20 protein-coding genes and 3 pseudogenes are annotated in these 25,774 nt (G+C 38.8%); 7 read left to right on the top strand and 16 right to left on the bottom strand.

Annotation, left to right across the window (positions count from 1 at the left end; translation table 11 throughout):
• The 4 genes and pseudogenes from J7E81_RS25110 to J7E81_RS25095 form a co-directional block, all read left to right on the top strand.
• Positions 1–612, top strand: a 612-nt coding sequence (locus tag J7E81_RS25110; RefSeq protein ID WP_285292050.1) for an exosporium glycoprotein BclB-related protein, incomplete at its 5' end; no start/stop codon positions are given.
• A gap of 229 nt (positions 613–841) precedes the next feature.
• Positions 842–2,107, top strand: a complete 1,266-nt coding sequence (locus J7E81_RS25105; protein ID WP_215046656.1) for a glycosyltransferase — start codon at positions 842–844, stop codon at positions 2,105–2,107.
• Between the two features lie 282 nt (positions 2,108–2,389).
• A pseudogene (locus tag J7E81_RS25100) lies at positions 2,390–2,593 on the top strand (dihydrofolate reductase family protein); the annotation flags it as partial.
• Between the two features lie 326 nt (positions 2,594–2,919).
• Positions 2,920–3,315, top strand: a complete 396-nt coding sequence (locus J7E81_RS25095; protein WP_215046610.1) for a DUF3224 domain-containing protein — start codon at positions 2,920–2,922, stop codon at positions 3,313–3,315.
• 185 nt (positions 3,316–3,500) lie between these two features.
• Here the strand turns inward: J7E81_RS25095 and J7E81_RS25090 are convergent, their stop codons facing one another.
• From J7E81_RS25090 to shc, 4 genes are all read right to left on the bottom strand, one after another.
• Positions 3,501–3,716, bottom strand: a complete 216-nt coding sequence (locus tag J7E81_RS25090; protein ID WP_215046608.1) for a YdbC family protein — start codon at positions 3,714–3,716, stop codon at positions 3,501–3,503.
• A 398-nt stretch (positions 3,717–4,114) separates the two neighbouring features.
• Complete coding sequence (locus J7E81_RS25085) at positions 4,115–4,519, bottom strand: PAS domain-containing protein (protein WP_215046607.1); 405 nt, start codon at positions 4,517–4,519, stop codon at positions 4,115–4,117.
• 124 nt (positions 4,520–4,643) lie between these two features.
• On the bottom strand, positions 4,644–5,189 hold the full coding sequence (locus J7E81_RS25080; protein WP_215046605.1) for an HXXEE domain-containing protein: 546 nt from the start codon (positions 5,187–5,189) through the stop codon (positions 4,644–4,646).
• 139 nt (positions 5,190–5,328) lie between these two features.
• Positions 5,329–7,233, bottom strand: coding sequence for a squalene--hopene cyclase (shc, locus tag J7E81_RS25075; RefSeq protein WP_215046603.1), 1,905 nt, complete (start codon positions 7,231–7,233; stop codon positions 5,329–5,331).
• Between the two features lie 116 nt (positions 7,234–7,349).
• Here shc and J7E81_RS25070 point away from each other — a divergent pair, with 116 nt between their 5' ends.
• Positions 7,350–8,486: a DUF2515 family protein gene (locus J7E81_RS25070; RefSeq protein WP_215046601.1), complete on the top strand. Its 1,137-nt coding sequence runs from the start codon at positions 7,350–7,352 to the stop codon at positions 8,484–8,486.
• A gap of 481 nt (positions 8,487–8,967) precedes the next feature.
• Here the strand turns inward: J7E81_RS25070 and J7E81_RS25065 are convergent, their stop codons facing one another.
• A complete protein-coding gene (locus tag J7E81_RS25065) occupies positions 8,968–9,729 on the bottom strand; it encodes an SDR family oxidoreductase (RefSeq protein ID WP_215046599.1) in 762 nt (253 codons plus the stop codon).
• A 221-nt stretch (positions 9,730–9,950) separates the two neighbouring features.
• Here J7E81_RS25065 and J7E81_RS25060 point away from each other — a divergent pair.
• Positions 9,951–10,511 (top strand): annotated as a pseudogene (locus J7E81_RS25060) (NAD(P)-dependent oxidoreductase); the annotation flags it as partial.
• Positions 10,512–10,858: 347 nt separating this feature from the next.
• Here J7E81_RS25060 and glgA read toward each other — a convergent pair.
• The 7 genes and pseudogenes from glgA to J7E81_RS25025 form a co-directional block, all read right to left on the bottom strand.
• Positions 10,859–12,304: pseudogene (gene glgA, locus J7E81_RS25055) on the bottom strand (glycogen synthase GlgA).
• A complete protein-coding gene (locus J7E81_RS25050; RefSeq protein WP_215046597.1) occupies positions 12,301–13,326 on the bottom strand; it encodes a GlgC family sugar phosphate nucleotidyltransferase in 1,026 nt (341 codons plus the stop codon). The pseudogene glgA and the gene J7E81_RS25050 overlap by 4 nt, the downstream one beginning before the upstream one ends.
• A gap of 28 nt (positions 13,327–13,354) precedes the next feature.
• Positions 13,355–14,458, bottom strand: a complete 1,104-nt coding sequence (locus J7E81_RS25045; protein ID WP_374104098.1) for a glucose-1-phosphate adenylyltransferase — start codon at positions 14,456–14,458, stop codon at positions 13,355–13,357.
• Between the two features lie 433 nt (positions 14,459–14,891).
• A complete protein-coding gene (locus J7E81_RS25040; protein ID WP_215046593.1) occupies positions 14,892–16,274 on the bottom strand; it encodes a chloride channel protein in 1,383 nt (460 codons plus the stop codon).
• 531 nt (positions 16,275–16,805) lie between these two features.
• Complete coding sequence (locus J7E81_RS25035) at positions 16,806–17,222, bottom strand: PaaI family thioesterase (protein WP_215046591.1); 417 nt, start codon at positions 17,220–17,222, stop codon at positions 16,806–16,808.
• 41 nt (positions 17,223–17,263) lie between these two features.
• Entirely contained in the window at positions 17,264–17,569 is a 306-nt protein-coding gene (locus J7E81_RS25030; protein WP_215046589.1) for a hypothetical protein, read from the bottom strand.
• A gap of 84 nt (positions 17,570–17,653) precedes the next feature.
• Positions 17,654–18,217, bottom strand: coding sequence for an NADPH-dependent FMN reductase (locus J7E81_RS25025; protein ID WP_215046587.1), 564 nt, complete (start codon positions 18,215–18,217; stop codon positions 17,654–17,656).
• 288 nt (positions 18,218–18,505) lie between these two features.
• Between J7E81_RS25025 and J7E81_RS25020 the strand changes: the two genes are divergently transcribed.
• Entirely contained in the window at positions 18,506–19,417 is a 912-nt protein-coding gene (locus tag J7E81_RS25020; RefSeq protein WP_215046585.1) for a LysR family transcriptional regulator, read from the top strand.
• A 142-nt stretch (positions 19,418–19,559) separates the two neighbouring features.
• Here the strand turns inward: J7E81_RS25020 and J7E81_RS25015 are convergent, their stop codons facing one another.
• From J7E81_RS25015 to J7E81_RS25000, 4 genes are all read right to left on the bottom strand, one after another.
• A complete protein-coding gene (locus tag J7E81_RS25015) occupies positions 19,560–20,747 on the bottom strand; it encodes a CaiB/BaiF CoA transferase family protein (RefSeq protein ID WP_215046583.1) in 1,188 nt (395 codons plus the stop codon).
• 260 nt (positions 20,748–21,007) lie between these two features.
• Positions 21,008–22,432, bottom strand: coding sequence for an NAD-dependent succinate-semialdehyde dehydrogenase (locus J7E81_RS25010; RefSeq protein ID WP_215046581.1), 1,425 nt, complete (start codon positions 22,430–22,432; stop codon positions 21,008–21,010).
• Between the two features lie 17 nt (positions 22,433–22,449).
• Positions 22,450–23,628, bottom strand: coding sequence for an iron-containing alcohol dehydrogenase family protein (locus tag J7E81_RS25005; RefSeq protein WP_215046579.1), 1,179 nt, complete (start codon positions 23,626–23,628; stop codon positions 22,450–22,452).
• A gap of 236 nt (positions 23,629–23,864) precedes the next feature.
• Positions 23,865–25,769, bottom strand: coding sequence for an alkyl/aryl-sulfatase (locus J7E81_RS25000; protein ID WP_215046577.1), 1,905 nt, complete (start codon positions 25,767–25,769; stop codon positions 23,865–23,867).
• Positions 25,770–25,774 lie beyond the last annotated feature (5 nt).

Here is a 25,774-nt window from a genome sequence, read left to right as displayed (position 1 = left end):
GCTACTGGTGCTACTGGTGCGACAGGTGCTACTGGCGCTACTGGTGCTACTGGCGCGACGGGTGCTACTGGTGCCACCGGCGGGACGGGTGCTACTGGTGCGGCAGGAGCTGGAGCTATAATTCCACTAGCATCCGGTACTCCAAATGCATTAGCTACTGTTGCAGGCGGGGCAGCTGATATTGGAGCTATTGTTGGATTTGGAGAATCAATCCCAAATGTAAGTTTAGGGTCAGGAACAATAAATCTTCAAGGCTTGTTGGACCTTGCGTTTTCAGTTCCTCGAAATGGAGCCATTACCTCATTAGCTGCCTTCTTTAGTACAACAGCTGCAGTAACTCTTAGCCCTGCTGTGACAGCAACAATTCAAGCACAAGTATGGCGTTCCACTTCATCATCCAACATTTTCACTCCAATTCCTGGCGCTGTTGTAACATTAGCACCATCTCTTACAGGGCTAATTGTTGTTGGAACTATTAGCAGTGGCACTGCGACTGTAAATATACCAGTAACCGCCGGAGAGCGTCTAATAATGGTCTTTTCTGTAACGTCTCCAGGTGGTCTAGCATCTGTTGTTACCGGAGTTGCAAGTGCAGGTATTGGAATCAGTTAATTTAAAGATTAGAATTACTATTCTTTGGAGATTGGAAGGTTTACTTTTAAGTAATCCTTCCTTTTTACAGGTTCCTTATATACTTTGTTTTAGTTATATTTCAAAATCCAAGATTGGATCCATCAGTTATTTCATTTCAAATTAATAAAGGCGAGCAATATAGATTCATAAATCGGGTTAACAGAAAACACATTTTAGAAAAACTCTAATAAAAAAGGGGGTTTTTAAGATAGGTAAAAATAAATTAAAATCATTACCATCTGGAGCAGAAAAGAAAATCTGCCTTTGTATGATTGTAAAAAATGAAGCAAAAATAATCAAAAGATGTTTAGATTCCGCAAAACCTATTATTGATTTTGTCTCCATTTGTGATACTGGGTCCAATGATCAGACACCAGAAATTATTGAAAAATGGGGGCAGGAAAATAACATCCCTGTTACCATGCACTATGAACCTTTTAAAAATTTCGGATATAATCGCAGTTTAGCTATATCGTTAGCGCAAGAGACGTATCCAGAGTCAGATTATTTACTATTACTCGATGCAGATATGATTCTAGAAGTAGATTCCAAATTTGATAAAAGCAGTCTAAACGAAAGCCAATATCTAACCATGCAGTATCTTGGACAAATTAAATTTTGGTTAACCCGTCTCCTTAAGAATTCCTTACCATGGAAATCCGTCGGGGTGACCCATGAATATTGGGACATTGATTATGAAAGACTCAATCCTGAACAACACCCTTACTATAATACCATTGGAAAATTAGATAGTCTTGTCGTGAATGATCAGGAAGATGGCGGAAGTAGGACTGACAAATTCGAAAGAGATAAGCGCTTGTTGCTTGAAGGAATCCAGGACGAATCAACTCCTTCTTTTTTAAAGATTAGATACATGTTTTACTTAGCTCAAACATATATGTGTCTCGATGAACTTCAGGAAGCCATTAAATGGTATAAAAAACGAGTGAACGCAGGCGGTTGGGCGGAAGAAGTATTTTATTCCCTTTACCAAATCGGTATTAGTTATGAACGCTTAGCCGCGATTTGTTCCACTAAACGTGAACAAATCGTAAAGGAATATACAGAAAATCCGCTTATCAACCAATCTGAAATTGATCATTTATTGGAAGAGGAAGAAAAATCTTTCGCTCTAGCAATTCAATATTATCAAAATTCTTGGGAATATAGACCATGCAGAGCTGAACCTTTATACCAATTGGCAAAAATGCATCGGTTAAAGGGAAAAAACAACATAGGATTGATGTATGCACTTATAGGGAAAGAAATTCCCTTTCCTAATGAAGATATTCTTTTTATTGATTATCATGTTTATGATTACCTTTTTGATTATGAAATTTCAATATGTGCTTATTATATTGATAATAAACGCAATCTAGGTCGAGCTGCACAGAAACGTCTTCAAAAAAAAATAAAAGAATTACCAACAATAATCGCAGAAACAGTAAAAAGTAATTCTAAATTTTATTTATAAATAAAAATTCGGTTATCTAAAACACAGGTATTTAAACCTGTGCTTTTTATTATTTTTGTTAAATATTCTGTATATCAATACGTTCAACCTCCATTTTCCCAAACAAGGTACCTTTTTTATCACTTTTTGACTGCGTATTATCACGAATCTCTTTACTCCTTTTTACTAAGCTATTTTATTGGATCTCAGACTACTATCCTACGGAAAATAACAGCTCGAGCTACATCTAATTGTTGTCAGGAATTTCTACACCAACAACTAGATGTTTAACAGTTATTCTTTCTATTAGTCAGCAGTCCTAGATTAGCTCACTACCTTATGCAGCTTGATTTAATAGATGAGTATAAAATTACGGTTTCTCCTGTATTGATCGGCAGTGGGTTGCCGTTATTCAAGGGTCTCAAAGAGAAGATTAATCTTAAACAAATCAAAAACAAGACATTTGATTCTGGAGCAATTGCCCTCGTTTACCAGAAGGCTAGATGACCTTTTCTCCTAAAGCTGATTACGACGGATTCGATAGCTCAATAAGCCGCCTCTTTAACGAGGCGATTTTCTTATCGTAAAGATCAACATCAGGATTTTTCATTTAAATTTGTGAAGAAATATACGTAAACTAAACTGCGACGTTCGCGAAACAAGAAAAGCGACTGCCCTTATTGAACAATTGCACCCGTTCCTTTAAGTGTAATATTTCACAAAGTTAGTAAAGAAAAATTAATAAAAGTAATCCTATTCTATTATTGATAATGGTACTTTTTGGATATTATACTGGAGGTGAATGACTATTTAATAATGAAGGGAGATTTACCATGGAGGTAACATTTTCAGTAAGCAAATGGGATGAAAAGCCAGTAGACGATACTAGAAAGGAATTCCCTATTAATATTGCCCATGTAGAATATGAAATTGAGGGTGAATTAACAGGAAAAGCTTTTGTTGAATATTTATTATTTTATATAGACTCTACTATAGATGATGGTCACTTAGCCACTTCTAAAATTTCCGGATTTCTGCATTTTGAAGGAACTTACAAAGGAAAACATGGCACATTTACGGCTTTAGAGCAAGGAATATTTGATAAAGGAAATCTAGATTGTCCAGCAACAATCATCAAAGCTACCGGTGACTTAGAAAGCTTGAAAGGGTCTTATAACTATAAGTTTACAGGTGAAACGAGTAAGATGATTCTAGACTTCAAATTCTAACAAAACAGTAAAAAGGGCATTTCTGTACTAGCAGGAATGTCCTTTTCGTCGAAAGATCTTCTTCAAATTACCCATGTTCGTCGCCAATTTGACCTGCCTGAACTATAAATACATGATCATGCTTTTATCTGTGTCAGCTAAACCAGAAGAATCTCTCTTCCGGTTTAGCTGACTATATTTTTGAATTAAAGGGTTGGAAGTATCTCCTTCAACCTAGTTAACTCTTCCTTTGATAACGTAACACCCTTTCCCATCTTTTCATGATTTTCTGACCAGTCCCGAATATCGTATTTTGGTTCACGTCCATTCCAACTAATTAGGTTAAGTTCTTTTTTCCAGCCTTTTGCAGATTCCGAAAGGACAGTAATGGTCTGAACAATTTCATATTTAATTTCTGCCACAATAAATTCCTCCCTTTATTTGATTTTTGATGCTTCCTTATTAATATGCTCAGATATCTTTACTATTTTAAATAAAACCTCACAACCTTTGCTGAGCTCATCCAGCTTGGTGTATCGCTTAATAGTTTAAATTGATAGACTCTTACTGATGTCATCGCATTCCACACTGGTGTCATTCAGTTCATCAAGACCATTTCCTTATGGTTATAACCTGACCTTACATCAAGAAATTCAGCATGATCCATCCTAAAGTCTATTTGCTAAAAATACATATCTATCATTCTACTTGTTGGTTAAGCGAAATAACAACCAAACTTGATAAGTCTATTATAAAGAAAAACACATTGAATTGGGGAATTCAATGTGTTTTTCAGCAGCTTCTCAAATGAGGAATACTTTTATATTAGAAAAGGCTTAACTGCTTTAAATTCGTCAATTGTTTCAGGAGTATTTTTTCCTTCTTTTCCTTGGAAAAGATTGATATTAACGGTCACATCCATACAGCCAAGGTATTTTCCATTTTCATCACGTACGGCCATAAACTTTTGGTATATCTGACCTGATTCATCCGTGCGTTTTGGGAACCAGAATTCCCATTCGTCGCGTGTTCCGGAACGGAAATCATTCAACAATTTTTCAACGTGGTGAGCCACTTTTGGGTGAAGCTCAAGCACAGGGCGACCAATCGCTTCTTTACGGCGACCATGGACGCGGTTTGGATTATTTGAATACCAGCGGAAAATATCGTTTGCATCGCAAAAGCCCATTTCAAATGGCAAAAGGTTTATGATTGAATCCAACATGTTTGAGTGGCTATTTCCTTGATTTAAATCAAGTTTTTTATAATTAAATAGGAAGATCGAATATATGGAAAAGTAAACGGACTCCAACACATTCATGTGACTTTATAAAAAAATCTGGGAGCAGTTATCGAATAAAATAACGGCCTAAAAGATTGCCAACGAGGAAAACCAGAATCATGATCAAACTAACCGGCAGACTGGTGAATAGCAAATGCCAGTCCATCTGTCCCTCTTCGACTAAAAAATAATAGGTAACGAGGCAGTAAGGGACAAGGAGGAACAGGGACGTTACGATGCCAGGCGTGTAGCCCCTGAACATAATGGTTTGAACCATATGCATGAATGCCTGCAACACAAATAAATTAAGAATCGCTGTAAATAAAAGAACCCCCCCTCCGTTCGTTGGAAAATGGGCGGTCATCACGGTAGTGAATGAGATAATCAGTAAAATCCATGTAGCCGAAACAGCAAGCTGGGCAGCGGTCGAACCTGATTTTTCCCGCATTCTTAACGTTAGTTCGACGAATTTCGTTTTCGACTTTTTGTCTTTGTATGCAGCCATCGAAGATTCAATCGTAATGATCTCTTCTAAGTCATGGAAAATAAAAATGATCGGAAACAACCAAATTAATAGGTTAAGATTCAAAAATTGGTGGAGCTCCCCTAGCATCTTTTGCCTACCCCCTTTTAGTTGACATGATTTCGCTTTTCCCAAAGACTACCGTCTGTTTTGGTTGGTTCATTTTATGGGACAGGATAAAAAAATATGCCAAAGGTCACACAGGAGATTTTTTTGAATAGACAAAGCCTTAAGTAATATCCTTATCTGACTTCGCATCTAGGAGCTGCCCTCCAGCCAATTTTTGATAATGGGAAAGGGCAAGCAATGGAAAAACATATTCATAACAATGATAATTGAGATAAAAGGATCCTGCCATTCCCCTCCCTTTTGGGTAGGTCGTCGTCCACTCTTTTTCCTTCCTATCCACTAGAAAAGCGGCACCGTTCTCAATTTCAGGCGTAACGATAGTAGCGGCCGAGATGAGGGTGTCAAGCGCCCAAGCGGTATGAGTGCGCGTACTTTCGCCCAATGGCACATAACAATTTTTGATATCACTTTTACAAGATTCTCCCCAGCCGCCATCGGGATTCTGAATTTTCCGCAGCCAAGTTAGAGCCTTTTCAATTGCTGGATGATTCGGGGAAACGCCAACGGCAACCAGTCCCGTTACAGCGGCCCATGTGCCATAAATATACACGCCCCATCGCCCCACCCAGGAACCATCTGCATTTTGCTGCCGCAACAGCCAACGAATCGCATCTTTCACCATGGGATGGTGAAGATCCAAATGGGTATAGTTTCCGAAGAACTCTAATGTCCTTCCCGTTAAATCAACCGTCGACGGATCAATCAATAAATCTTTTCCACCCTCGATCGGTAACAAATTCAACAGTTTCTTATTCACATTCTTTTCGAATGCCGCCCAACCTCCGTCCTTGTTTTGCATGGAAATGAGCCAGTTTATTCCTCGGTCCCATGCCTGCCGGCAATCCACTTTGTTTTTGGCCAACGTACGTATGGACCTCAGTGCAACTGTTGTATCGTCAATATCTGGGTGAATCGTATTTAGGTCGGCAAACCCCCAGCCACCCGGTAACAGGTTCGGTTCATGAATGACCCAATCCCCGTATTTGAGATGCTGACGGGAGAGAATGTAATCATTTGCCTTTTGTACCGTGGTGGATGAGTAAGGAACTCCGGATTCTTGCAGAGCATAATTGATTAAAGTCGTATTCCAGACAGATGCCGTCGTGTACTGGCAGTGAAGTTCTCCGTCAATCCGGCAGGTCATCGCTTTTAATCCTTGTACGGCACGCGTAATCACCGGATGTGTAGTGGGATACCCCCTCGCCAGCAAGGCAAAAATCATCAGAGAAGTCGTGCTGAAATAATTTAAATAGGTGCCGTCCGGTTCGATTCGGTCCAGCATATATTTTTCGGCACGATATAAGGACAATTCGCGAAGATTTACATGGGATTTCAGCCCCTTAATCCCCTGTTTCACCCATTCGATCACCGAGCGGGCCTCTGCTGCTTCATCCTCTGTAAAAAAACGAACCGCTTTTTTTTGAAATAAATCGGAGAGATTGGGCGATCGAGGCGTTCTCTTGCGAAAATTCGTATTGGCGAGAATCAAAAAAGGAATAATGTTCGCTCTTCCGTAAACGGAGAGGTCAAAAAGATTAATAGGAAAGGAGTCAGGTAAAAGCATCACTTCAATATTAATCGGGAAGTGCGGCCACGCACATTGTCCTGTTAAGGCCAACATGATTTTTAAAAACATATGGACCTCCGCAGCCCCTCCGTTGGCCAGAATAAACCTTCTTGCAGCCTGCATTTCCGGGTCTTTTCGATTCCGGTAACCAGAATAAAGAAGGGCATAATAAGCTTCGACAGTGGAGGTCAGATTTCCCTTTTCCTCATCATGAAACAGCTTCCAGGAGCCATCTTCCTGCTGTTTTCCGGCGATCCGTTTCACTAATTTTTTTATGAACTCCTCATCATTTATCTCCAATGTACGCAATAAGATAATCATAGTGCAGTCCGTTGCGATCCCGGTTTCGAATGGATAATGCCAGGCCCCGTCCTCAGATTGGTCCTGGATTAACTGATCAGCGGTTCTGTTCATTTCCTGATAGATCCGATGCTTCATATGACCCATCCTCTCCCCTATCTTCATCTTTGTATTCATATTCCGAGGGCAATATGAATATGCATTCCAATGATGGGGATGACCGATACACTTAAAATGAACGTTGAGAAAGGATGATGCCGTTTTTGCTGGACTCTTTCTCAGATGTAAAAAAAGAATTAAAAAATAAGCTAAAAAAGAAATCCTACGGTCTTCCTCCCTGTTTATCAGAAAACGATAAACAATGTATTCAACTTATAAGAGAACAGACGAAGCAGCTTAACCAAAACAATGTAACACGGACGCAAGCTTATTTTCAGTTTTACCTTCAGCACCCTGAAATCCATTGGGCCCTTCTCGGACATATGGTATCGCGAAACGTCGGATGGAACATGACGGATTTAAAAGGGGAATTGCTGACAAAACTTCTGCCCGAAAGAGATCAGAAAGCTTTTTTTTCCTTTTTGGAACACGGCAGTTGGTTGATCTTTCAAGATGTGTTTCCCCAATTTTTGGTTTATGACCTGAGTGTGCGGAGTAACCAAGAAATGTTCCACCTTTTACCTTTTTTTCACACGTCAACCTTCATGGAAACGATCTGGCGGTATTTTTGGCATAGTGGGGATTGCTACACATTGGCGATTGCGACGGTGATCAATGAACAAAGCTATTTGGAAAAAAGATTGGTTCAAAATCATCATTTCAAGAAAACCGTAACAGGGACGGTCAGCTTTAAAATGCATGATTTTTTGCGCCTCAATAACATCCTTTTCCCCTACTGTGCCGGTGAAAAAGAGGAGAAAACGTCACTTGCAGGCGCCACCTCTCGGTATTTCACTTCGCTCCACGAAAGAATTTTATTTGGAAAAAAGTTATATTCCCTTCTGTTTGGGCGCGAAAATATTCTGGCGGGGGTCTTGAAATGGGCGCATGAACACCCGCACACGGGCTCTCGGAAAGATTACTGGCCCGATTTGTATAATGATGTAAATGAATCTTTTCCCCGCTCCCTTTATAAGCGGCGGGTCAAGAATTGCATGTTGAGAAAGGGTGCACTAAGACTGTACAGCCCGCCTTTAAAATACGCCTGGCCGAATATCCCGCATGAAGAGGCGGAGAGCGGAGATTGGTTTGAGGATTGGCATGTTCTGGATTATATTCATGAAGAAGTAAGTTTGAATGGAGAGATTTTACCTAATTATTGCAAAACCCTTGAAACCATTGAACTTGCGGTTATGGCGAAGGAAGCCATTCTGTTACGAGAGGAAGAATAAACATTAACGAGCAGGGGAAAAGATGGAAATGACATCAAAGTCTTACCTATTGATATAAACGAATCTGATCAGTTAGCATAATATGAAAAAGGTTACGGCAATGTTTTGCTGTAACCTCGTACTATCACAGAATGATCGTTTTAAAATCAAAAAGGCTGCGGATTACCCGGTTTTTTCCTCAATTCTGTAAATTTTTAACTACCTTGAGCAAAATCCTTGTTAATTGGAAGCGTTTGCAAATATAATAAAGATGGTTGGATAACAAGTGGGGTTATCGCCGGTGTTAGCGAAGGATGGGGCTGATACCACGGAGCTGGAGCTAATTTGCTCTTTTTTTTTATACATATGGCATTCGGAACTGGTACAAATAAATTCACAAAAGAAAACACAAAAAATGAGCTTGGAAAAAATCTAAGCTTATTTTTTTGTGTATGATCCGTAGAAATCACCCAGATTTTCGCAACCCGCCCTTACAATATCTTCAGACCATCTTATTTAGTAGATAATCCTCGAATGTAATGTTCCCCATTTTTCGTATAGGATTAGTATTTTTCCCCTCAGAGAAAGATTTGTACAGTTTTCCTGGTAAAGAAATGCTTAAAACTTTATTTGGTTCATTATATAGGCTGATTTTTAGTTCAGCCATTTCGCTTAAAGTCATAATTTCTGGCCCAGCAAAATCTTCCGCTCTTCCTTGTGGATCATTTTCCACTAATCCAATTAGTTGATTGGCAAATTCACTAACATCTACACTTTGAAATGGAACGTTTCCTGGGACAATATATCTTTTAAATAGAGGTTTCGATATAAAAATCTTTTCTACAAAATGGTGGAATTGGGTGGCACGGACAATGGTGTGAGGAATGGAACTATTTTTCAACAAATTTTCTGCTTTCTGTTTTTGTTGATAATAGTTAAATGGGATTTCATCGATCCCCACAATGGACGGGTAAATAAAATGTTTTATGTGATGCAATTTCCCTATAAACTCCTTAAAACCTGAAACCTCGACGATTTTTGAATTTTTAATTGGACTAGTTGCTGCGTGAATGATAACATCTACATCTTTAATTGCTTCTTCTAGGCCTTCTCCAGTCGATAAATCGCTATAAACCCACTCCAAATGTTCGATTCCTTCGGGTTTTCTTTTAGAAGTTAGTTTAACTTGATAATCAAAACCGTTTAGCTGCTTAAGCAAAGTGGAACCTAGTTGTCCTGACGAACCAGTGACCAGTACTTTCAAGGTACAACACTCCCGTTTTATTGATTTCCTTCTATTTTATTATTCAGAGGATGCGGTTATTATTCAACTAAACCACCTATCGGAACAAGGAAAGCGGCTGCACTTATTGAACAATCGCCCCCGTAATAGAAAGTCTATTACTCTTCATCTTTTATATACTAATTTCAATCTATTTAAAACTAGAAAGGAAAAGGTTTCCTTTCTCCCGCTAAACTTCCCCCCTTCATGACAGACATCATGTTACGGTATTAGTTCGAACTCCAGAGAAGGTCCAAATAAATCATAAAAATTTAACCATTATTCATGGGAATGTTTTAAATAAAAATCATCTCGCACGTGCCATGAGTGGGATTGATGCTGTGATTAGTGCACTAAATACGGATGGCACAACCACTCTATCAGATAGTATGCCACTTATAATCGAAGCAATGGAAAGCGAACGTATAAAACGAATCATAACTATCGGAACGGCGGGTATTCTTCAAAGTAGAACGATGCCAAACTCTCTGCGTTATCAATCAGGTGAATCAAGGCAGAGGTCAACCCGTGCAGCGAAAGAACATCATAAAGTTTACGATATCCTCAAACAATCAACCCTCGAATGGACGATTGTCTGTCCTACGTATTTGCCGGATGGAGAAAGGATCGGCAACTATCGAATAGAGCGAAATTTTTTGCCGGAGGGTGGAGCTAAAATATCCGTACCGGATACAGCTGAATTTACATTTAAACAGATAAAAGCAAGCGAGTATATAAAATCACGTGTAGGGATCTCCTACTAAAAATATTCTTACAATTTCACTCATCAGCTGAACTTTAAGAAGACAGCAGGTTTTAGTGAAGTCCAACGATTAACCATTGATTAGTATTTCTTATACTTTGTTGATCTCCCCTTACATATATGGGAATGTTTTATAGTTATAATAAGAATAAATTAATAAAGACAAGTCATGCAACAACTTGTCTGGTCGAGCAATAGACGGTTCCCACTAAGGGGATCGGCTAATTTAGTGTGGTAATCCACCCGAGTCGTTAATTCAAGGGTGGATTATTTTTATTTTTTAAAAAGTATAGTTTTTAAAAAAGGGGGTAACAAACTTATTGCTAGAAAGATCCATTCTTATCAAGCTTACTCGATTCCCGAGTTTAGCAGCAGTTCCCTATAGATATCGTTGTATTGCTTCGCGGATTGAAGCCAACTGTAATCTTGGCTCATGGCATTTTTTACTAACGGACTCCAAATTTCATTTTCCTGATAATACAAAATAGCTCTTCTAACGGTGTGCAGCATGTCATGAGCATTGAAATTTTTAAAGGTAAAACCATTCCCCTCACCGGTAAACTCATGATAGGATAAAACCGTATCATTCAAGCCGCCTGTTTCTCTTACAATGGGGATGGCCCCGTACTGTAAGGCAATCAACTGTCCTAATCCACAAGGCTCAAATTGAGAGGGCATTAAAAATAGATCAGCTCCTGCATAAATTTGATGCGCTAATGCTTCATTAAATCCGAGATATACCCCTACCTTATCGGGATACTCTTGTTTCATTTGGTTAAAAAAGTTTTCATAATCCGTTTCACCTGAACCAAGGATGATGAATTGAAGATCCTCCTGCATCATTTCCCGAAATACATGGAGCACTAAATCTAAGCCTTTTTGATTGGTTAAGCGTGTGACCATTGCAATGATGGGTGTGTTATATTTTTCTGGTAATCCGAAATAGTGCTGTAATTCCTGCTTGTTTTTTGCTTTACCCTCTAACGAATCAATATCATAGGAAACAGCAATATCATGGTCTATCCTAGGATTGTAAACCGTATCGTCGATTCCGTTGACTATACCGATCAGCTTATTTCTGTGCTTTCGCAAAAGCCCGTCAAGTCTTTCGCCATAATAGGGATTTTGGATTTCATCTTTATAGGTTGGGCTGACCGTCGTCACCATATCTGATGCAACAATGCCCCCCTTCATAAAATTGACATCCCCGTTAAATTCCAACTGCTCGCTGTTAAAATAGTGATCACTTAAGCTTAACAAATCACTCATAACCGAATAAGGGAAAATACCCTGGAACTGCAAATTGTGAATCGTATAGACCGTTTTTATATCCCAATAGAGCGGATTGAGACGATAGTGTGCGTCTAATAAAAAAGGAACCATCCCTGTATGCCAGTCATGGGAATGAATCACATCAGGAACAAAATCTAAATAAGGAATACTCTCCAGAACGGCCTTACAGAAAAAAGAGAATCACTCCCCATCATCGTAATGACCATATAGAGAATCTCGGTAAAAATAATATTGGTTATCAATAAAGTAATAGGTAATCCCGTCCTGCTCTAGTGTAAAAATGCCGCAGTATTGATACCGCCATCCAAGCTGCACACGAATCTCTTTTTGAAATTGAAATGATTTTTTTAGCTTTTCAGGAATGACAGAGTAATTGGGTAAAATAACTCGCACTTCTGTCCCAAGATCTTTTAACGCTTTAGGAAGTGCCCCAGCAATATCAGCAAGGCCACCTGTTTTCACAAACGGAACACACTCTGATACAGCAAATAAAACCTTCATGAATGAGCAACGCCCCTTTGCACGGATCCTTTTTCGACTACTAGAGGCGCCTCGGTTGTTCCTGTCATTTGGATCCCATTTCCGACAATGGCATCCTTATCTAAAATAACTCCATCCAGTACACAATTTTCTTCAATTTGACACTTCTGCATGATGATCGAATTACGGATAATGGCCCCTTTACCGATTTTTACGGCACGGAAAATAATGCTATTCTCTACTTCTCCTTCAATCATGCATCCATTTGCGATGATAGAGTTCCTAACCTTTGAACCCTTTTTATACTTTGTTGGCGGCTCATCTTTAACCTTTGTAAGGATGGGTTCGTCATTTGTAAAAACCTGTTCCCATACGGTTGGCTGAAGAAGATCTAAGCTAGATTGATAATAGCTGTGAAGGCAATCAATGTTGGTAATATAGCCTGTCCACTCATACCTATTGATTTGAAGTGTATGACGATTATCATGCACGACATCAAAAATATTGTAATATCTCTGTTCCTTGTATTGTTCAAACAAAGAGAGTAATAATTTTTTGCTCAAAATATAGGTCTGTAAAGGTTCGCCATTATGAACGACCTCTGTAATATCCGCTCCTGTTTCCAAATGACGGTCTAAAATCTTACAAAAGTCAAGGGTTCCAACGGTATAGCAATTGGCCACAACTACATACTGTTGCTTACTACGTTTGAAATACGTCATATTATTGGCAAAATGAGCAAAGGATCCAAACCTCTCAATCTCCGAATTGCCTTCAGGTGAAAACACAAACAGCCCGTCACGCTTTCTGCCCAAGTCCCATTGCTTACCTGATTCCAAGTGATCCATCAGGGACCGAACCTCTTGTCCGGTAAAAATAGCTACATTCGTAATTCCTGAATTCACCATATTGGACAACATAAAATCAATCAATCGATAGCGTCCTGCAAACGGAAGAGAGGCTAAAGTACGGTGAGCAGTTAAAGTTTGAAATGTGTCAAACTCAGTGGTTGCATTGATAATTCCAAGCATTGAACAAGACAAAAGTATCACCCTTTCTTCTCTTTTTTTCTTACGCTTCTTCACATGCGTACAGGATGACACCATCCTGCTTTGATGGACGTATAACAGCATGATCTTCAACAACAATACCTGGGGCGATAATCGCCCTCTCTATTACAGCATTTTTTCCAATTTTGGCATCCGGCATAATAACAGAATCGCGAATCTGACACCCTTCTTCTGTGGATACTCCCTGGAATAAGACGGAATGATCGATGATCCCTTCCACCGTACAGCCTTCATTAATCAATGACTCTTCTATTTGTGCGGACGGGGCAATATATTGGGGCGGCCGGTTTGGATTGGCAGAGTATATTCTCCATTCTCGATCATAAAGATCGAGCTCTGTTTCCTCATTTAATAAATCCATATTGGCTTCCCATAAGCTGCTAACTGTCCCGACGTCTTTCCAGTAGCCTTTGAAAGGGTAGGCGACCACCTTTTTATTTTCTTCCAGCAAAAGTGGAATAATATCCTTGCCGAAATCATTGGTTGATTGTGGATTTTTATCATCCATTTCTAAAAAATTTTTTAAAACCGGCCATTTAAAGATGTAGATACCCATAGAAGCTAAATTACTTTTGGGAGATTTCGGTTTTTCCTCGAACTCAATGATCTCTAAATCCTCATTCGTATTCATAATTCCAAACCGGCTTGCTTCTTCCCAGGGCACTTCAATGACAGAAATAGACACATCTGCATCCTTTTCAATATGGTAATCTAGCATTTTCGTATAATCCATTTTATAAATGTGGTCACCAGACAGTATGATCACGTATTCTGGATTGTATTGTGTTAAATAATTTAAATTCTGATAAATTGCGTTTGCCGTCCCTCTATACCACCTAAGACCGGAAGTTTCCGCATAAGGAGGCAATACGGTTACCCCGCCATGCATTCGATCTAAATCCCACGCACTTCCGATTCCGATATAGGAGTGCAAAACGAGGGGTAAATACTGAGTTAATACGCCTACTGTATCAATTCCAGAGTTTGTACAGTTGCTTAAAGGAAAATCAATAATTCGATATTTTCCCCCATAGGCAACAGCCGGTTTTGCTTTATCCTTCGTCAGTAAACTAAGCCGGCTGCCCTGTCCACCTGCCAGTAACATGGCCACGCACTTTTTTTTCTGTTTCAATGCTTTTACTCCCCTTTCTTGTCTTAACAGGTCATTAGATGTAGACTCCCAATGGCGGGATGGTGAGTTCTTGATGGTGGAGCTAGATAATAAAGAATTTGCAAGCGTTTCCATTTTTCATATTCTCGCTCCCACCATGCCTTGGATTGTTGATATCGATTCATCTATTTTTTAAAGTAATCATTCATTAAGCGATCTATCTTATTATTGTGTAATACCCAATCTACATCTTCTAAATCCTTCCATTCATCAAACACTATAAAATATCTATTGAGCCCTGGTTTGATAAATAACCAAAAAAAGGATTCGCAAGAAAACAAAACAACCTCCCCTTCCCTTCATAAATGGGAGGCGGAGGTTGTTTTATCTCATCCCTTTCTAGTTTCAACCATAAGATCTAAGACACTTAAAGCTTTTTGGGACGTTTCAAATAAACATGAAGTCGTTTTTGATTAGATTGCCAGCGTTTGATTTTTTTTAAAAGGGTATAGGATACATGAATTTTTTCATTTTCTAAGGCAATCCCTGGCACTAATCTCATCCACAACGACTTTGGATATGCTACCATTTGGTCTGGATAAACGCTTCGATGCCCGATGGTGATATAAGCTGTGATACAGGCTGCTACGACATATATTCCCGTTACACTGCCGAATAACTCGAATCCCATAAATATCGCTGCTATGGGAGTATTAGATGCGGAGGCAACCACGGATACCATACCAACTGCTGCTCCTAAGGCAGGATTGATCCCTAGAATATGTGCTAAAACATTTCCTACAATCGCTCCAATCACAAATTGCGGTGTGACAATTCCGCCATAAAAACCAGAACCTAATGTAATGGAAACAAGAATGATTTTCCAAAGCCAACCCAGGTAAGAAACTCGTTCACCACTTAAGGCGTTATCCATAATAGATAAGCTTAAACCAAAATAATCCGTAGGAATAATCAAAATAAGAATCGATAAAAGGACGCCTCCAAAAAACGGCATCATCGGCGGCCAAATATGGAATCTTTGCTGAATTGTACTGAAAAATCTCCGTACCATCTCAAATATTTCAATGAATAACCACGAAATAAGACCACATACGATACCAATTAGAAGGATTTTGATAAATAAACTGTTTGAAAACTGTTCGGAGAGATGAATGGGATAATAATCATAGGTAATTCCCCATAATTTGCTTATCTCAAATGAAGTAACCCCAGCAATAACGGCAGGAAAAATAAAGTCATGTCGAATTCGGCCAATCGTTAACACTTCTATTCCATAAATGGCTCCTGCAATAGGCGTACCGAATACACTAGCAAAGCCGGCGCTTACCCCGCAAGCAACAAGCCGTTTTTGAAGTTCTGGACTTAATCGGATGACATGTCCAAACCAGGATGCTAGTGTACCGCCAATATGTGAACAAGGACCTTCTTTACCCGCAGCCCCTCCTGAAGCAAGTGTAATAATGGCTGCTATTGGTTTAATAGCGATTGTTTTATAAGGCATGATTCCGGATTGTTCATGAACAGCTGAAATGACAGAATCTTTTTTATTCTTATCTCCATTTCGATAACCAAAATATAAAATGAGACCATTTAATAACCCGCCAATCGGCAATAGACACATAGTGATCCACCATGGCAGATGTAAGGATTTATCTGTAAAAAAATATAGCCCCTTTAAGAAGAGACTTGTCCCTGTACCCACTATAGCTCCAGTTATAGTGGCTAAAATAAACCACCGTAAAATCGTAACAATCATAATAACAGGTTCAACTAATCTTATGCGTGACAATGATGACACCCCCTTTAAAAAAATAGCACTATAAACTACATATGTCTATTAGGAGAAATAGCTGAATAATGTTTCATAAACTGTTAAATAGCAGTCATTTTATGGAATATAAAAAAGAGCAAAAATAGCAAGTGGTGAATAAAAAACTTGCATATTTTAGGCTCTTTTTATTTTCATTAAATATACTGGTGTTGCACTTATTAACAGTTAAAGTTAGCAACTCTAAACGATTTGCTTAGGTAAACATTGTCGCTTGGAGCAAGTTATTCGTGATATGTTTTGATGTTCAATCCTAGATAAGGAAAGGGTTCTTTCTGGTTAGCAAAAAAACTTGCCCTATTATCCTTATTCCCTAAGCAAGCCGCAAAAAAGTCGACACCATACTTTTCTAACTTCTCAAGGACGTTAACCGTTGCAGAATTGTTATTCGACACAACTGCTACTGTCCTATCGTTCATAATCGCATTTGCAATAAGTTAAATGAATTAATGAACTTTATAGTTGTTTTATCCATAGAACCTTCCAATTACTTCACGCGCGCCGTTTCTTAACTGCATATGTTGCTCTACCTGTTGCTAGTAATCTACCTTCTTCATCTTTGATATCCCCTACTCCAACTATTAAATTTTTTCCTTTGTTGATTAACTTTCCCTCTGCAAAGATTTTGCCTTTTATTGCAGGTCTAAAGTAGTTAATATTCATTTCAGCAGTAACTGAATAATCATTGGCGTCCAAGACTGTTCTAACTGCTGTTCCAATTACGGAATCTATAAGAACAGAAAGAACTCCCCCATGAACCATATTTCCCGACTGTAACAATTCATCACGTATTGTTATCGATAGGATAGCAAACCCTTCCCTTATATCTTCTATTTGAACTCCGATTAATTTTCGAAAATTGTTATTTTCCATTAATTTTTCTTCAAATTGCCATATATCCTTCTTCACAAGAAAGGCTCCTTTTTTAAATCCTAATTACAATTCATCAATTAAAAATTAGTGGCACTTTTTGATAAAATAGATTCAAAACTTTGAGAATAATATTCTTGTAAGTTTATCGTTAATCCACCGTGTCCAAATTTACAACGACTATTTTTGAACTCAGTTTTCCCCTTTATATATTCAAGAAAAAAGAGAATGTTCTTTCGTCTTTCTAAAATATTTAGTAATCCCTGCCTGTAAAACCATTCATCAATCGTGTTGTATACCCCTCTATTTATTCCATACTTATTCGTACAAACATTTATAAAGGATAGATCTGTTAAATGAATGGTTTCCTTTTCATTTACTAACACGAAAATCCCTCCTTCATCGCTTTTTGTTTAGAAAACCTTTACTTTGACAAACCATTCTCTTTTAAATGATCAATATACATACTCCTATTGAAGCTGAGGCTCTTTGTTGATGGAGGATTTAAGTGCTTTTTGCATAAAAACAACTTCCTCACTTAATGCAGAAATACGTTCTAATACTTCCTTGTCAATCAGTTGATTCTCAGGGCTGAAATGGCTGTTATGAGCATAGACAAATCCTGGTGCAACATAGGCACGGAAATAACTTGCAATTGGTTTTAATTGATTCTCAATCACTAAATAATGCTGATAGGTCCCTCCTGTAGCAATGAACCCCATTACTTTATTACGGAAATCCTCTGGAGGAACCAAATCAAATAAATTTTTAAGAGCACCTGTAATGGAACCTTGGAAAATTGGGGTGCCGATAATATAAAAATCAGCAGATGAAACAAGATCTATTACTTTTTTAGTATCTCCCGTATAGGCTGATGGATTACGCCCATCACAGAACTGGACATCAAACTGCTTTAAATCAAGTAATTCTATTTCAACCTCAGGATGGTTTTTCTTTACTTCTTCTAATACCTTTTCAACAACAATTTTTGTTTTTGATCCTGTAATTGTTCCTGATATTCCTAATAATTTCATATTTCATTACCTCCATCGTAAAATCGAATTAATACTATTAAAATATCATGCAAGATTCATACCAATTTCTAATCCTTATGAACATGCAGATCATTTATTTACGTGTTTCAAATTTGAATGAATAAAGTTCGGCGTTTGAAACGTTTGTTTTATCTTATTAAACCTATTCATAAAAATTGATATATAACAAAAACCCAATTAAAATAATGATAAATCCAACTAACTTAACTAATAGTTATATTCAAAATACTAGAAAAAATAAATAGGAACTATGGAAGGAATAAAATTATGAGTATAGAGCAATTGCAATATATTGTAGAAATAGCAAAAACCGGAAGTATTTCTAATGCAGCTCAAAATTTGCATATTTCCCAAGCTGCTATAAGTAAAGCGGTTTCCAATTTAGAAGAGGAGCTAGGAGTAACTCTATTTAAACGGTCGAGGTCAGGTACAGTACCCACAGAAGAAAGTTTGCAATTAATCAGGAAAGCATTTGAAATTGTGATTAAACTTCAAGAGTTTAGAGAGGAAGCACAAATTCAAACAGCTACCATTAGTGGAGATTTTAAATTCTCCGCAATCCCTAGTTACTTTATGACAATTTTACCTAAAACTTTTTCAAAATTTATTAAAGAATATCCTGAAGTCAATGTTCAAATGTCGGAAAAAGAAACATTTGAAATTCTTAGTGAAGTAAAACAAAATCAAATTAACTTCGGATTGATAGCAAGTTTTGAACCAGAGTTGTTGGATCAAGAAGAGTTCCTATTTGATATTTTACTGGAAGGGAGAGTACAAGTTTTTGTTAGTAAAAATTCACCTCTCGCTTATTGTGACACTGTAACGCCCCAAGAATTGATAAATGAAACAATTGTGGCATATAACGGTAGTACGATAAATTCTTTTATTAATGATTTTTTTAACAAATATGGTGCTATGAAAATTCTATTTACATCAAATAACACTGAGGTTATTAAGAAAACCGTTGCAGAAGGGCTGGCGATCTACTTTAACTACGATTTAGGCCAAAGCAGCCATCATTATGTGGTTAACGGTGATATTGTTCCGATACCTTTAGTGGGGCATGATCGCACAAATATATTCTTCGGGTTAGTTCGTTCAAAAAAGAAATATTTCTCCGCGGCAGCAAGAGAGTTCATAAAACAATTAAAACAACAAATTGCGAAGGGCGATTATTAACTGTTTTATTTGGCTCTTCTAACGCCCAATCTGCATTCATTTACTGATTCCTATGATAAGTGTGATAAATGATTGAACTTCGAATAAATAAAGAAGCAGGGATTATCTGCTCCTTCAAACCTCGGTGATCAGGCAAATTACGCTAGATCGCCCCCTTTTCTCTCAATGCTGCAATACCGCTGCTCGTGTAGCCGAGTTGGGATAAAACTTCGTCTGTATCCTCACCTAATAATGGAGGTGCCTTACGAACCGATCCTGGCGTATCCGATAATTTAATAGGAATTCCTAACATTTTCAGCATACCAATAGTGGGATGCTCTACTTCTTGTATCATTCCGCGAGATTGTATCTGCGGATGGGCCAAGACTTGGGTCAGGTTATGAATCGGGCCTCCAGGCACACCAGCACGTTGCAACCTTTCAATGATTTCCGATGAGTCTTTGTTTTTCGTGAACTCTGTGAGAATTCCTACGAGTTCTTCCCGGTTTGCTACCCGGTTTACATTTAGGGCATACCTCGGATGATCCTTTAGCTCATACAGTTCTAGTGCATCACACATTTTTCTCCACAATGCATCGTTTGTTACCGCAATTGTCACATAACCATCCTTTGTCTCAAAGACTTGGTAAGGAACAAGGGAAGGATGTGCAGATCCAAAGCGTTCAGGCGCTTTCCCTGTTGCCAAGGCATTCTGTCCCAAATAATTAGACAACGATACGACCGTTTCAAACAAGGATGATTCCACGTATTGACCTTTTCCTGTCTTTCCTCTGGAAAATAAAGCCAAAACTACTGCAAGTGTTGCGTATAGTCCTGTTCCCAAATCCACAATTGAGAAGCCGACCTTCACTGGAGGCCGATCCGGCTCCCCTGTAACACTCATTAACCCGCCAAATCCTTGCATTAATAAATCATAGGCAGGCTCATCCTTCATCGGCCCTGTCCGGCCAAACCCACTGATCGCGCAATACACAAGACGAGGATTTATTTCCTTCAGTACGTCATATCCTAGTCCGAATTTTTCCATTGTGCCATTTCGAAAGTTTTCTATTAAAACATCCGATTCTGCCACAAGTTGTTTCACAATCCTTTGTCCTTCCTCCGTTTTAAGATCCAACGTAATCCCTTTTTTATTTTTATTTAAACTCATAAAATAACAGGATTCCCCGTTTATCTCAGGTGGAGTAAATTTCCTGGTTTCATCTCCGAGCCCTGGCTGCTCAACTTTGATGACATCTGCACCCATGTCTCCCAACTGCATACTGCAAAAAGGACCTGCAAGAGTTCTTGAAAGATCTAATACTTTTATTCCTTCTAATGGACCAGCCATCCAATAACCTCCTTTTACTTTATGTCAATATTTCATAGTTCCATATATGGGATCTTATGAATTACATCCTTTTCAATTAACTAAAATGCAAGATTCATACAAACTTTAAACCTTATAAAAAGACATAAAATAAATAAACATGACTCAAATTTGAATCTATCATGTTCAAGCATTGCAACAACCTTGTATGGCTGTTTGTATCAATGATTATTTTCAAATAAAAGGAAGCCGGCTCCATATTGGAAATCGGCTTCTAATGATTAAAGTCGAATAGCAACGGATACTAACTTTGTTTCAAGATAGTCATCCAGGCCATAGCGTCCACCTTCCCGGCCTAAACCACTTTCTTTAACACCTCCGAATGGTACTTGTACAGCAAATGGAGCAGGATCATTCACGCCGACCATTCCATACTCTAATTTTTCAGAAACTCGATACGACCGAGATAGATCATTTGTATAGAAGTAAGAGGCAAGTCCATACTCGATGTCGTTTGCCATCTTAATGACTTCTTCTTCTGATTCAAAACGAATCAATGGTGCAACAGGACCGAATGTTTCTTCCGAACATATTTTCATATTTTCGTTTACATCAACTAGGATAGTTGGGGCATAAAAATAGCCTTTCACTAAATCTCCATCTGAAAGTCTGCTTCCACCATACAAAACTCGTGCCCCCTTGTTCACAGCATCGATCACTTGATCATGTGCCTTCTCCATCCCTTTTTCGTTCACCATTGGACCAATTTCATTGGATTCATCCAGGCCATTTCCAACGTTCAAAGAGGCAACTTTTTCGTGCAAACGTTTTGCAAATTCATCATAGATGGTGTCGTGAACATAAATTCGATTCGCACAGATGCATTGTTGACCAGTTGAAGCAAATTTACTTTTGATTGCACCTTCCACAGCCAAATCTAAGTCAGCATCCTCAAATACAATAAATGGAGCATGGCCCCCCAGTTCCATCGACACCTTTTTTACGGTATCGGCAGATTGCCGTATTATTATTTTTCCTACTTCAGTGGAACCTGTAAACGTCACTTTACGGACTACTTTACTTTCCATAAGCGGGTTAACAATTTCACTAGGGCTTCCGATCACTAAATTAACCACACCTTTAGGCAATCCAGCTTCTTCAAACACTTTAAATAATTCCACGGAAGAGAGTGGTGCTTCAGTTGATGGTCTGAGGACAACGGTGCAGCCTACAGCTAATGCAGGACCAAGCTTGCGTGCTCCCATCGATAATGGGAAATTCCAAGGCGTGATTGCTGCGACAACTCCTACGGGTTGGCGAATAACAGTCATTCGCTTATTGGGTGCGGAAGCCGGAACAGTATCTCCATACACCCTTCTTGCTTCTTCTGCGTACCATTTAAAAAAAGAAATCGCACTCCCTACTTCATAACGGGCATTATGAATGGATTTGCCCATTTCTTTGGTGATGACCTGGGCAAGGTGTTCTTTCTTCTCTTCCAGCTTTTTTACAACTCTTTGAAGGTATTCCGAACGCTGTTCAGCTGTTAAACCCGACCATGTCGGAAAAGCAGATTCGGCGGCTTGGATCGCATACTCTGTCTCTGCCTTGCCAACAAGGAACACTTGATCTACTTTCTCTCCTGTTGCCGGGTTTTTAACGTCCAGTGTTTTGTTCGTGCTAATCCATTCTCCATTAATATACATACAATTGCACTCTCCTTTTATCTGGGTAATACCTGATTGTAGATTTTTACAACATCTTCTTTATAGACCTTGCGAGGATTTGAGGGAATCGTCCCATCAAGCATTGCATCATTGGCTAAACGATCGATCACTTCATCCGTCACTTCAATTCCTATATAACTAAAATCCTTGGGAATATCAACGGAAGCAATAAATGATTCCAGTAAACCGACAAGTTCTTTTGCAGCTGCTTGGTCGTTTTTTAATACTAACTCTGGCTGGAAGATCCTTGCTATATCAGCAAATTTTTTTATATTGGAAATCAGATTGTGTTGAATGACATAAGGCAATAAAATCGCATTGGCCACTCCATGCGGAACATGATAGACAGCCGACATCGGATGGGAACAAGAGTGTACAAGGCCAAGACCTGCCAGACTAAAGGCCATCCCTGCCATCGTGCTGGCTAATTGAATCTGTGCGCGGGCCTCAAGGTTATCTGGATGCGCATAGCTTGCCGGAAGATATTCTCGAATCATTCGGATGGCATGCAATGCAAGTCCATCTGATATCGGTGCAGCTCGGACCACTGTATAAGCCTCTATGGCATGGACTAAAGCATCAAGTGCAGTTGCCGAAACATGATGTTTCGGTAAAGTTACCGTCATCAAAGGATCAATAAATGCCATCTTCGGAATAAGATTTGGAGAAGAGACAGCATATTTTCTGCCAACTTCAGGATCGGTTACGATCGCCACTGCGGTTACTTCCGAACCAGTCCCTACGGTTGTCGGAATCGCGAACAATAATGGAATTGGATAAGTGATAGCCTTTTCGCCCCTGCGGTAATCCAGGATATGGCCAGAATGAGTGACCGCCACCCCGACCGCTTTGGCGAAGTCCATCGCGCTTCCGCCGCCAATCGCTAAAATCATATCGCAAGACTCCTGTGTATAAAGAGATGCCCCCCGCATAATTGTTTCAACTTTTGGATTGGGTTCTACCTCTGAAAAAATAACACTTTCAATTTCATTTTCTATCAAATTAGCTGTAATCGTTTTGATTAATCCGGCTTTTACAAGTCCTTCATCGGTGGCAATAAATACTCTACTTTTGTTAGCAAGACGAATTTCATGAGCAAGCTCGTTTTTAACAATATCCAAGCCGAACCGTACATTGGTTGGCAGACAAGAATGAAAGCTTCGATTTTGCAACATAGCGATCACCTTTCAAATAAATTTTTTAGGCTGGTACGCACCAGAATTAACCAGCGATAAATAAGGCAAGTTCTTTTTTTATACTTGCAATTTTTATGCCAAAACTCTTAATCTGATAAAATTGGGGGGACTAGCCTTCTATTCGAATTTAAATAGTTTCAAATGTGAATTGTTTATGTCTATACTTTGAAACACTTTCAAGAAAATCCCCAAGGTATACTTACCTTGCCCCGCCACTAAGGAGTGACAATATTGACTAAAGGATTGAATGAATCAAATAAGGATAAAAAATCATTCCATAGATTTGGGTCACCAGAGATCTCCAGTGTTTTCGCTTTTAATTCTTGTGCCGGGGTAAGACGACCATTTCCCATTCCATACAATATGGATTTATCAACACGTAAAGAGACATCCGGATTATCATCCAACTTGTTTATTTTGTGTGATAATACTGAATTTTCCAAATACATTACAAACTCTTCACTTGTATCAGCTATCGTCACATTCACGGTCATCTTTTTGCCATTTGCTTTTGGACCATTCAATTTAATGGCTAATAACTTTAAGAAATCATCGACTGAAACTTTACTAAAAACCGCCGAACTATCATATGTCGGAACATTTTTATTCACGCCAGTTGTTAGTTCCATAGCCCCAGCAAGGTACATGTTCCGCCAGTTTGCTGACTCTGCCTGGTATCCTAATTGTTCAAACGTGTCTGCTAATAACCGTTTGGCTTCGATATTGTCCGGTTCAGCCATCACTACATGTTTCAAAACTTGAGCCACCCAACGATACTCGCCATTATCATAATCTGCTTTTGCTTGTTGAATGACATGAACCGCGCCGCCCATATATTGAACATATTTTTTTCCTGCTTCCACTTGTGGCAGTGGATCTAAATCCGATGGATGGCCACTGTAATAGCCTAAATAAAAATTATAAATCCCCTTCACATTGTGCTTTAAGGTACCATAATACCCCCGATTCCCCCAATATTGATTTAAGGTTTCCGGCAGTTGGATCGTTTCGGCTATTTCATCCATCGTATATCCATGATTGGCTAGACGAACTGTTTGATCATGCATGTATTTATATAAATCACGCTGCAATTTCAAATGCTGGGTCGCATTCTCCTTTCCCCAAACAGGCCAAGCATGCGCCATAACCAAAGCATCCATTTCTTTATTCTCAACCAAATCGATCGTCTTTTCGATGGCACTCACCCACTGTAGGGCATCACGCGTTTTTGCCCCTCTTACAGTGTAAATTTGATGCATCGTTTTATTTACATTCTCAGAAGCATATAAAACTTTGTAATCCTCACAATAAAAATGCATTTCAGCTGGCGCTTCTGTGTCAGGGGTTAATAAGAATTGAAAAGTTAATCCATCAATATCCAATGTTTGGATTTCATTTTCGATTTCGACATTCGGCATTTCAAACGTGGTAATGCCATTCGTCTGAATTGTACCAATCCCTACACAGACTGTTCCCCTGGGACCAGGAGGCAGAACATGACCAAATTGATACTGTCCACGTCGTTTCATAATGGGACCTAAAAGGACATTCTCACTGATGGCTTCTTTTGTAAAATGCTGCGGAACAATAATAGGAATAGTAGGATCTTCCGCATATTCCAGTACTGCTTGAATACCGCCAAAATGGTCAACATGACTTTGACTAACAATGATAGCTGTAACTGGTTTTTTAGGTCGATGCTTATAATATAATTCCAAAGCTGCTTTAGCTGATTCAATGCTTTTTAATGTGTCGCAGACGATCAGTCCGTTTTTACCTTCGATTAAAACCGTGGTAGATATGGATAGTCCTCGAACTTGATAAACACCATCCACAACTTGAAATAAACCAGAAATCGATTGCAATTGTGAATTCCTCCACAAACTCGGATTTACAGTTTCAGGTGCAGAACCACGAAGGAATTCTACGATATCTGTATCCCAAAGTACTTCCCCTGTATCGCTTTTAAAAATATTAAAATCGAATGGAGCTATAAGACCTCTTTGTGCATCCTCAAAATCCTGCCTGTCTTTAAAATTCAGAGAGTGGTAGACTGCTTCATTTACTTGTTTTGTAAAAGAGCTGGCAGAAAGTGATTGGGTTGATTTCGAACTAAGCATTCAAT

Source organism: Bacillus sp. ISL-18, assembly GCF_018613415.1.
Taxonomy (GTDB): domain Bacteria; phylum Bacillota; class Bacilli; order Bacillales; family Cytobacillaceae; genus Neobacillus.
This window is presented reverse-complemented; position numbering and strand designations above follow the sequence as displayed.

Excerpts from the sequence above, each read along its gene's own strand:
- J7E81_RS25095 (WP_215046610.1), top strand. The coding sequence starts at position 2,920 with ATGGAGGTAACATTTTCAGTAAGCAAATGGGATGAAAAGCCAGTAGAC.
- J7E81_RS25085 (WP_215046607.1), bottom strand. The coding sequence starts at position 4,519 with ATGTTGGATTCAATCATAAACCTTTTGCCATTTGAAATGGGCTTTTGC.
- J7E81_RS25080 (WP_215046605.1), bottom strand. The coding sequence starts at position 5,189 with ATGCTAGGGGAGCTCCACCAATTTTTGAATCTTAACCTATTAATTTGG.
- shc (WP_215046603.1), bottom strand. The coding sequence starts at position 7,233 with ATGAAGCATCGGATCTATCAGGAAATGAACAGAACCGCTGATCAGTTA.
- J7E81_RS25070 (WP_215046601.1), top strand. The coding sequence starts at position 7,350 with ATGCCGTTTTTGCTGGACTCTTTCTCAGATGTAAAAAAAGAATTAAAA.
- J7E81_RS25045 (WP_374104098.1), bottom strand. The coding sequence starts at position 14,458 with ATGTTACTGGCAGGTGGACAGGGCAGCCGGCTTAGTTTACTGACGAAG.
- J7E81_RS25025 (WP_215046587.1), bottom strand. The coding sequence starts at position 18,217 with ATGAAATTATTAGGAATATCAGGAACAATTACAGGATCAAAAACAAAA.
- J7E81_RS25020 (WP_215046585.1), top strand. The coding sequence starts at position 18,506 with ATGAGTATAGAGCAATTGCAATATATTGTAGAAATAGCAAAAACCGGA.
- J7E81_RS25015 (WP_215046583.1), bottom strand. The coding sequence starts at position 20,747 with ATGGCTGGTCCATTAGAAGGAATAAAAGTATTAGATCTTTCAAGAACT.
- J7E81_RS25010 (WP_215046581.1), bottom strand. The coding sequence starts at position 22,432 with ATGTATATTAATGGAGAATGGATTAGCACGAACAAAACACTGGACGTT.
- J7E81_RS25005 (WP_215046579.1), bottom strand. The coding sequence starts at position 23,628 with ATGTTGCAAAATCGAAGCTTTCATTCTTGTCTGCCAACCAATGTACGG.
- J7E81_RS25000 (WP_215046577.1), bottom strand. The coding sequence starts at position 25,769 with ATGCTTAGTTCGAAATCAACCCAATCACTTTCTGCCAGCTCTTTTACA.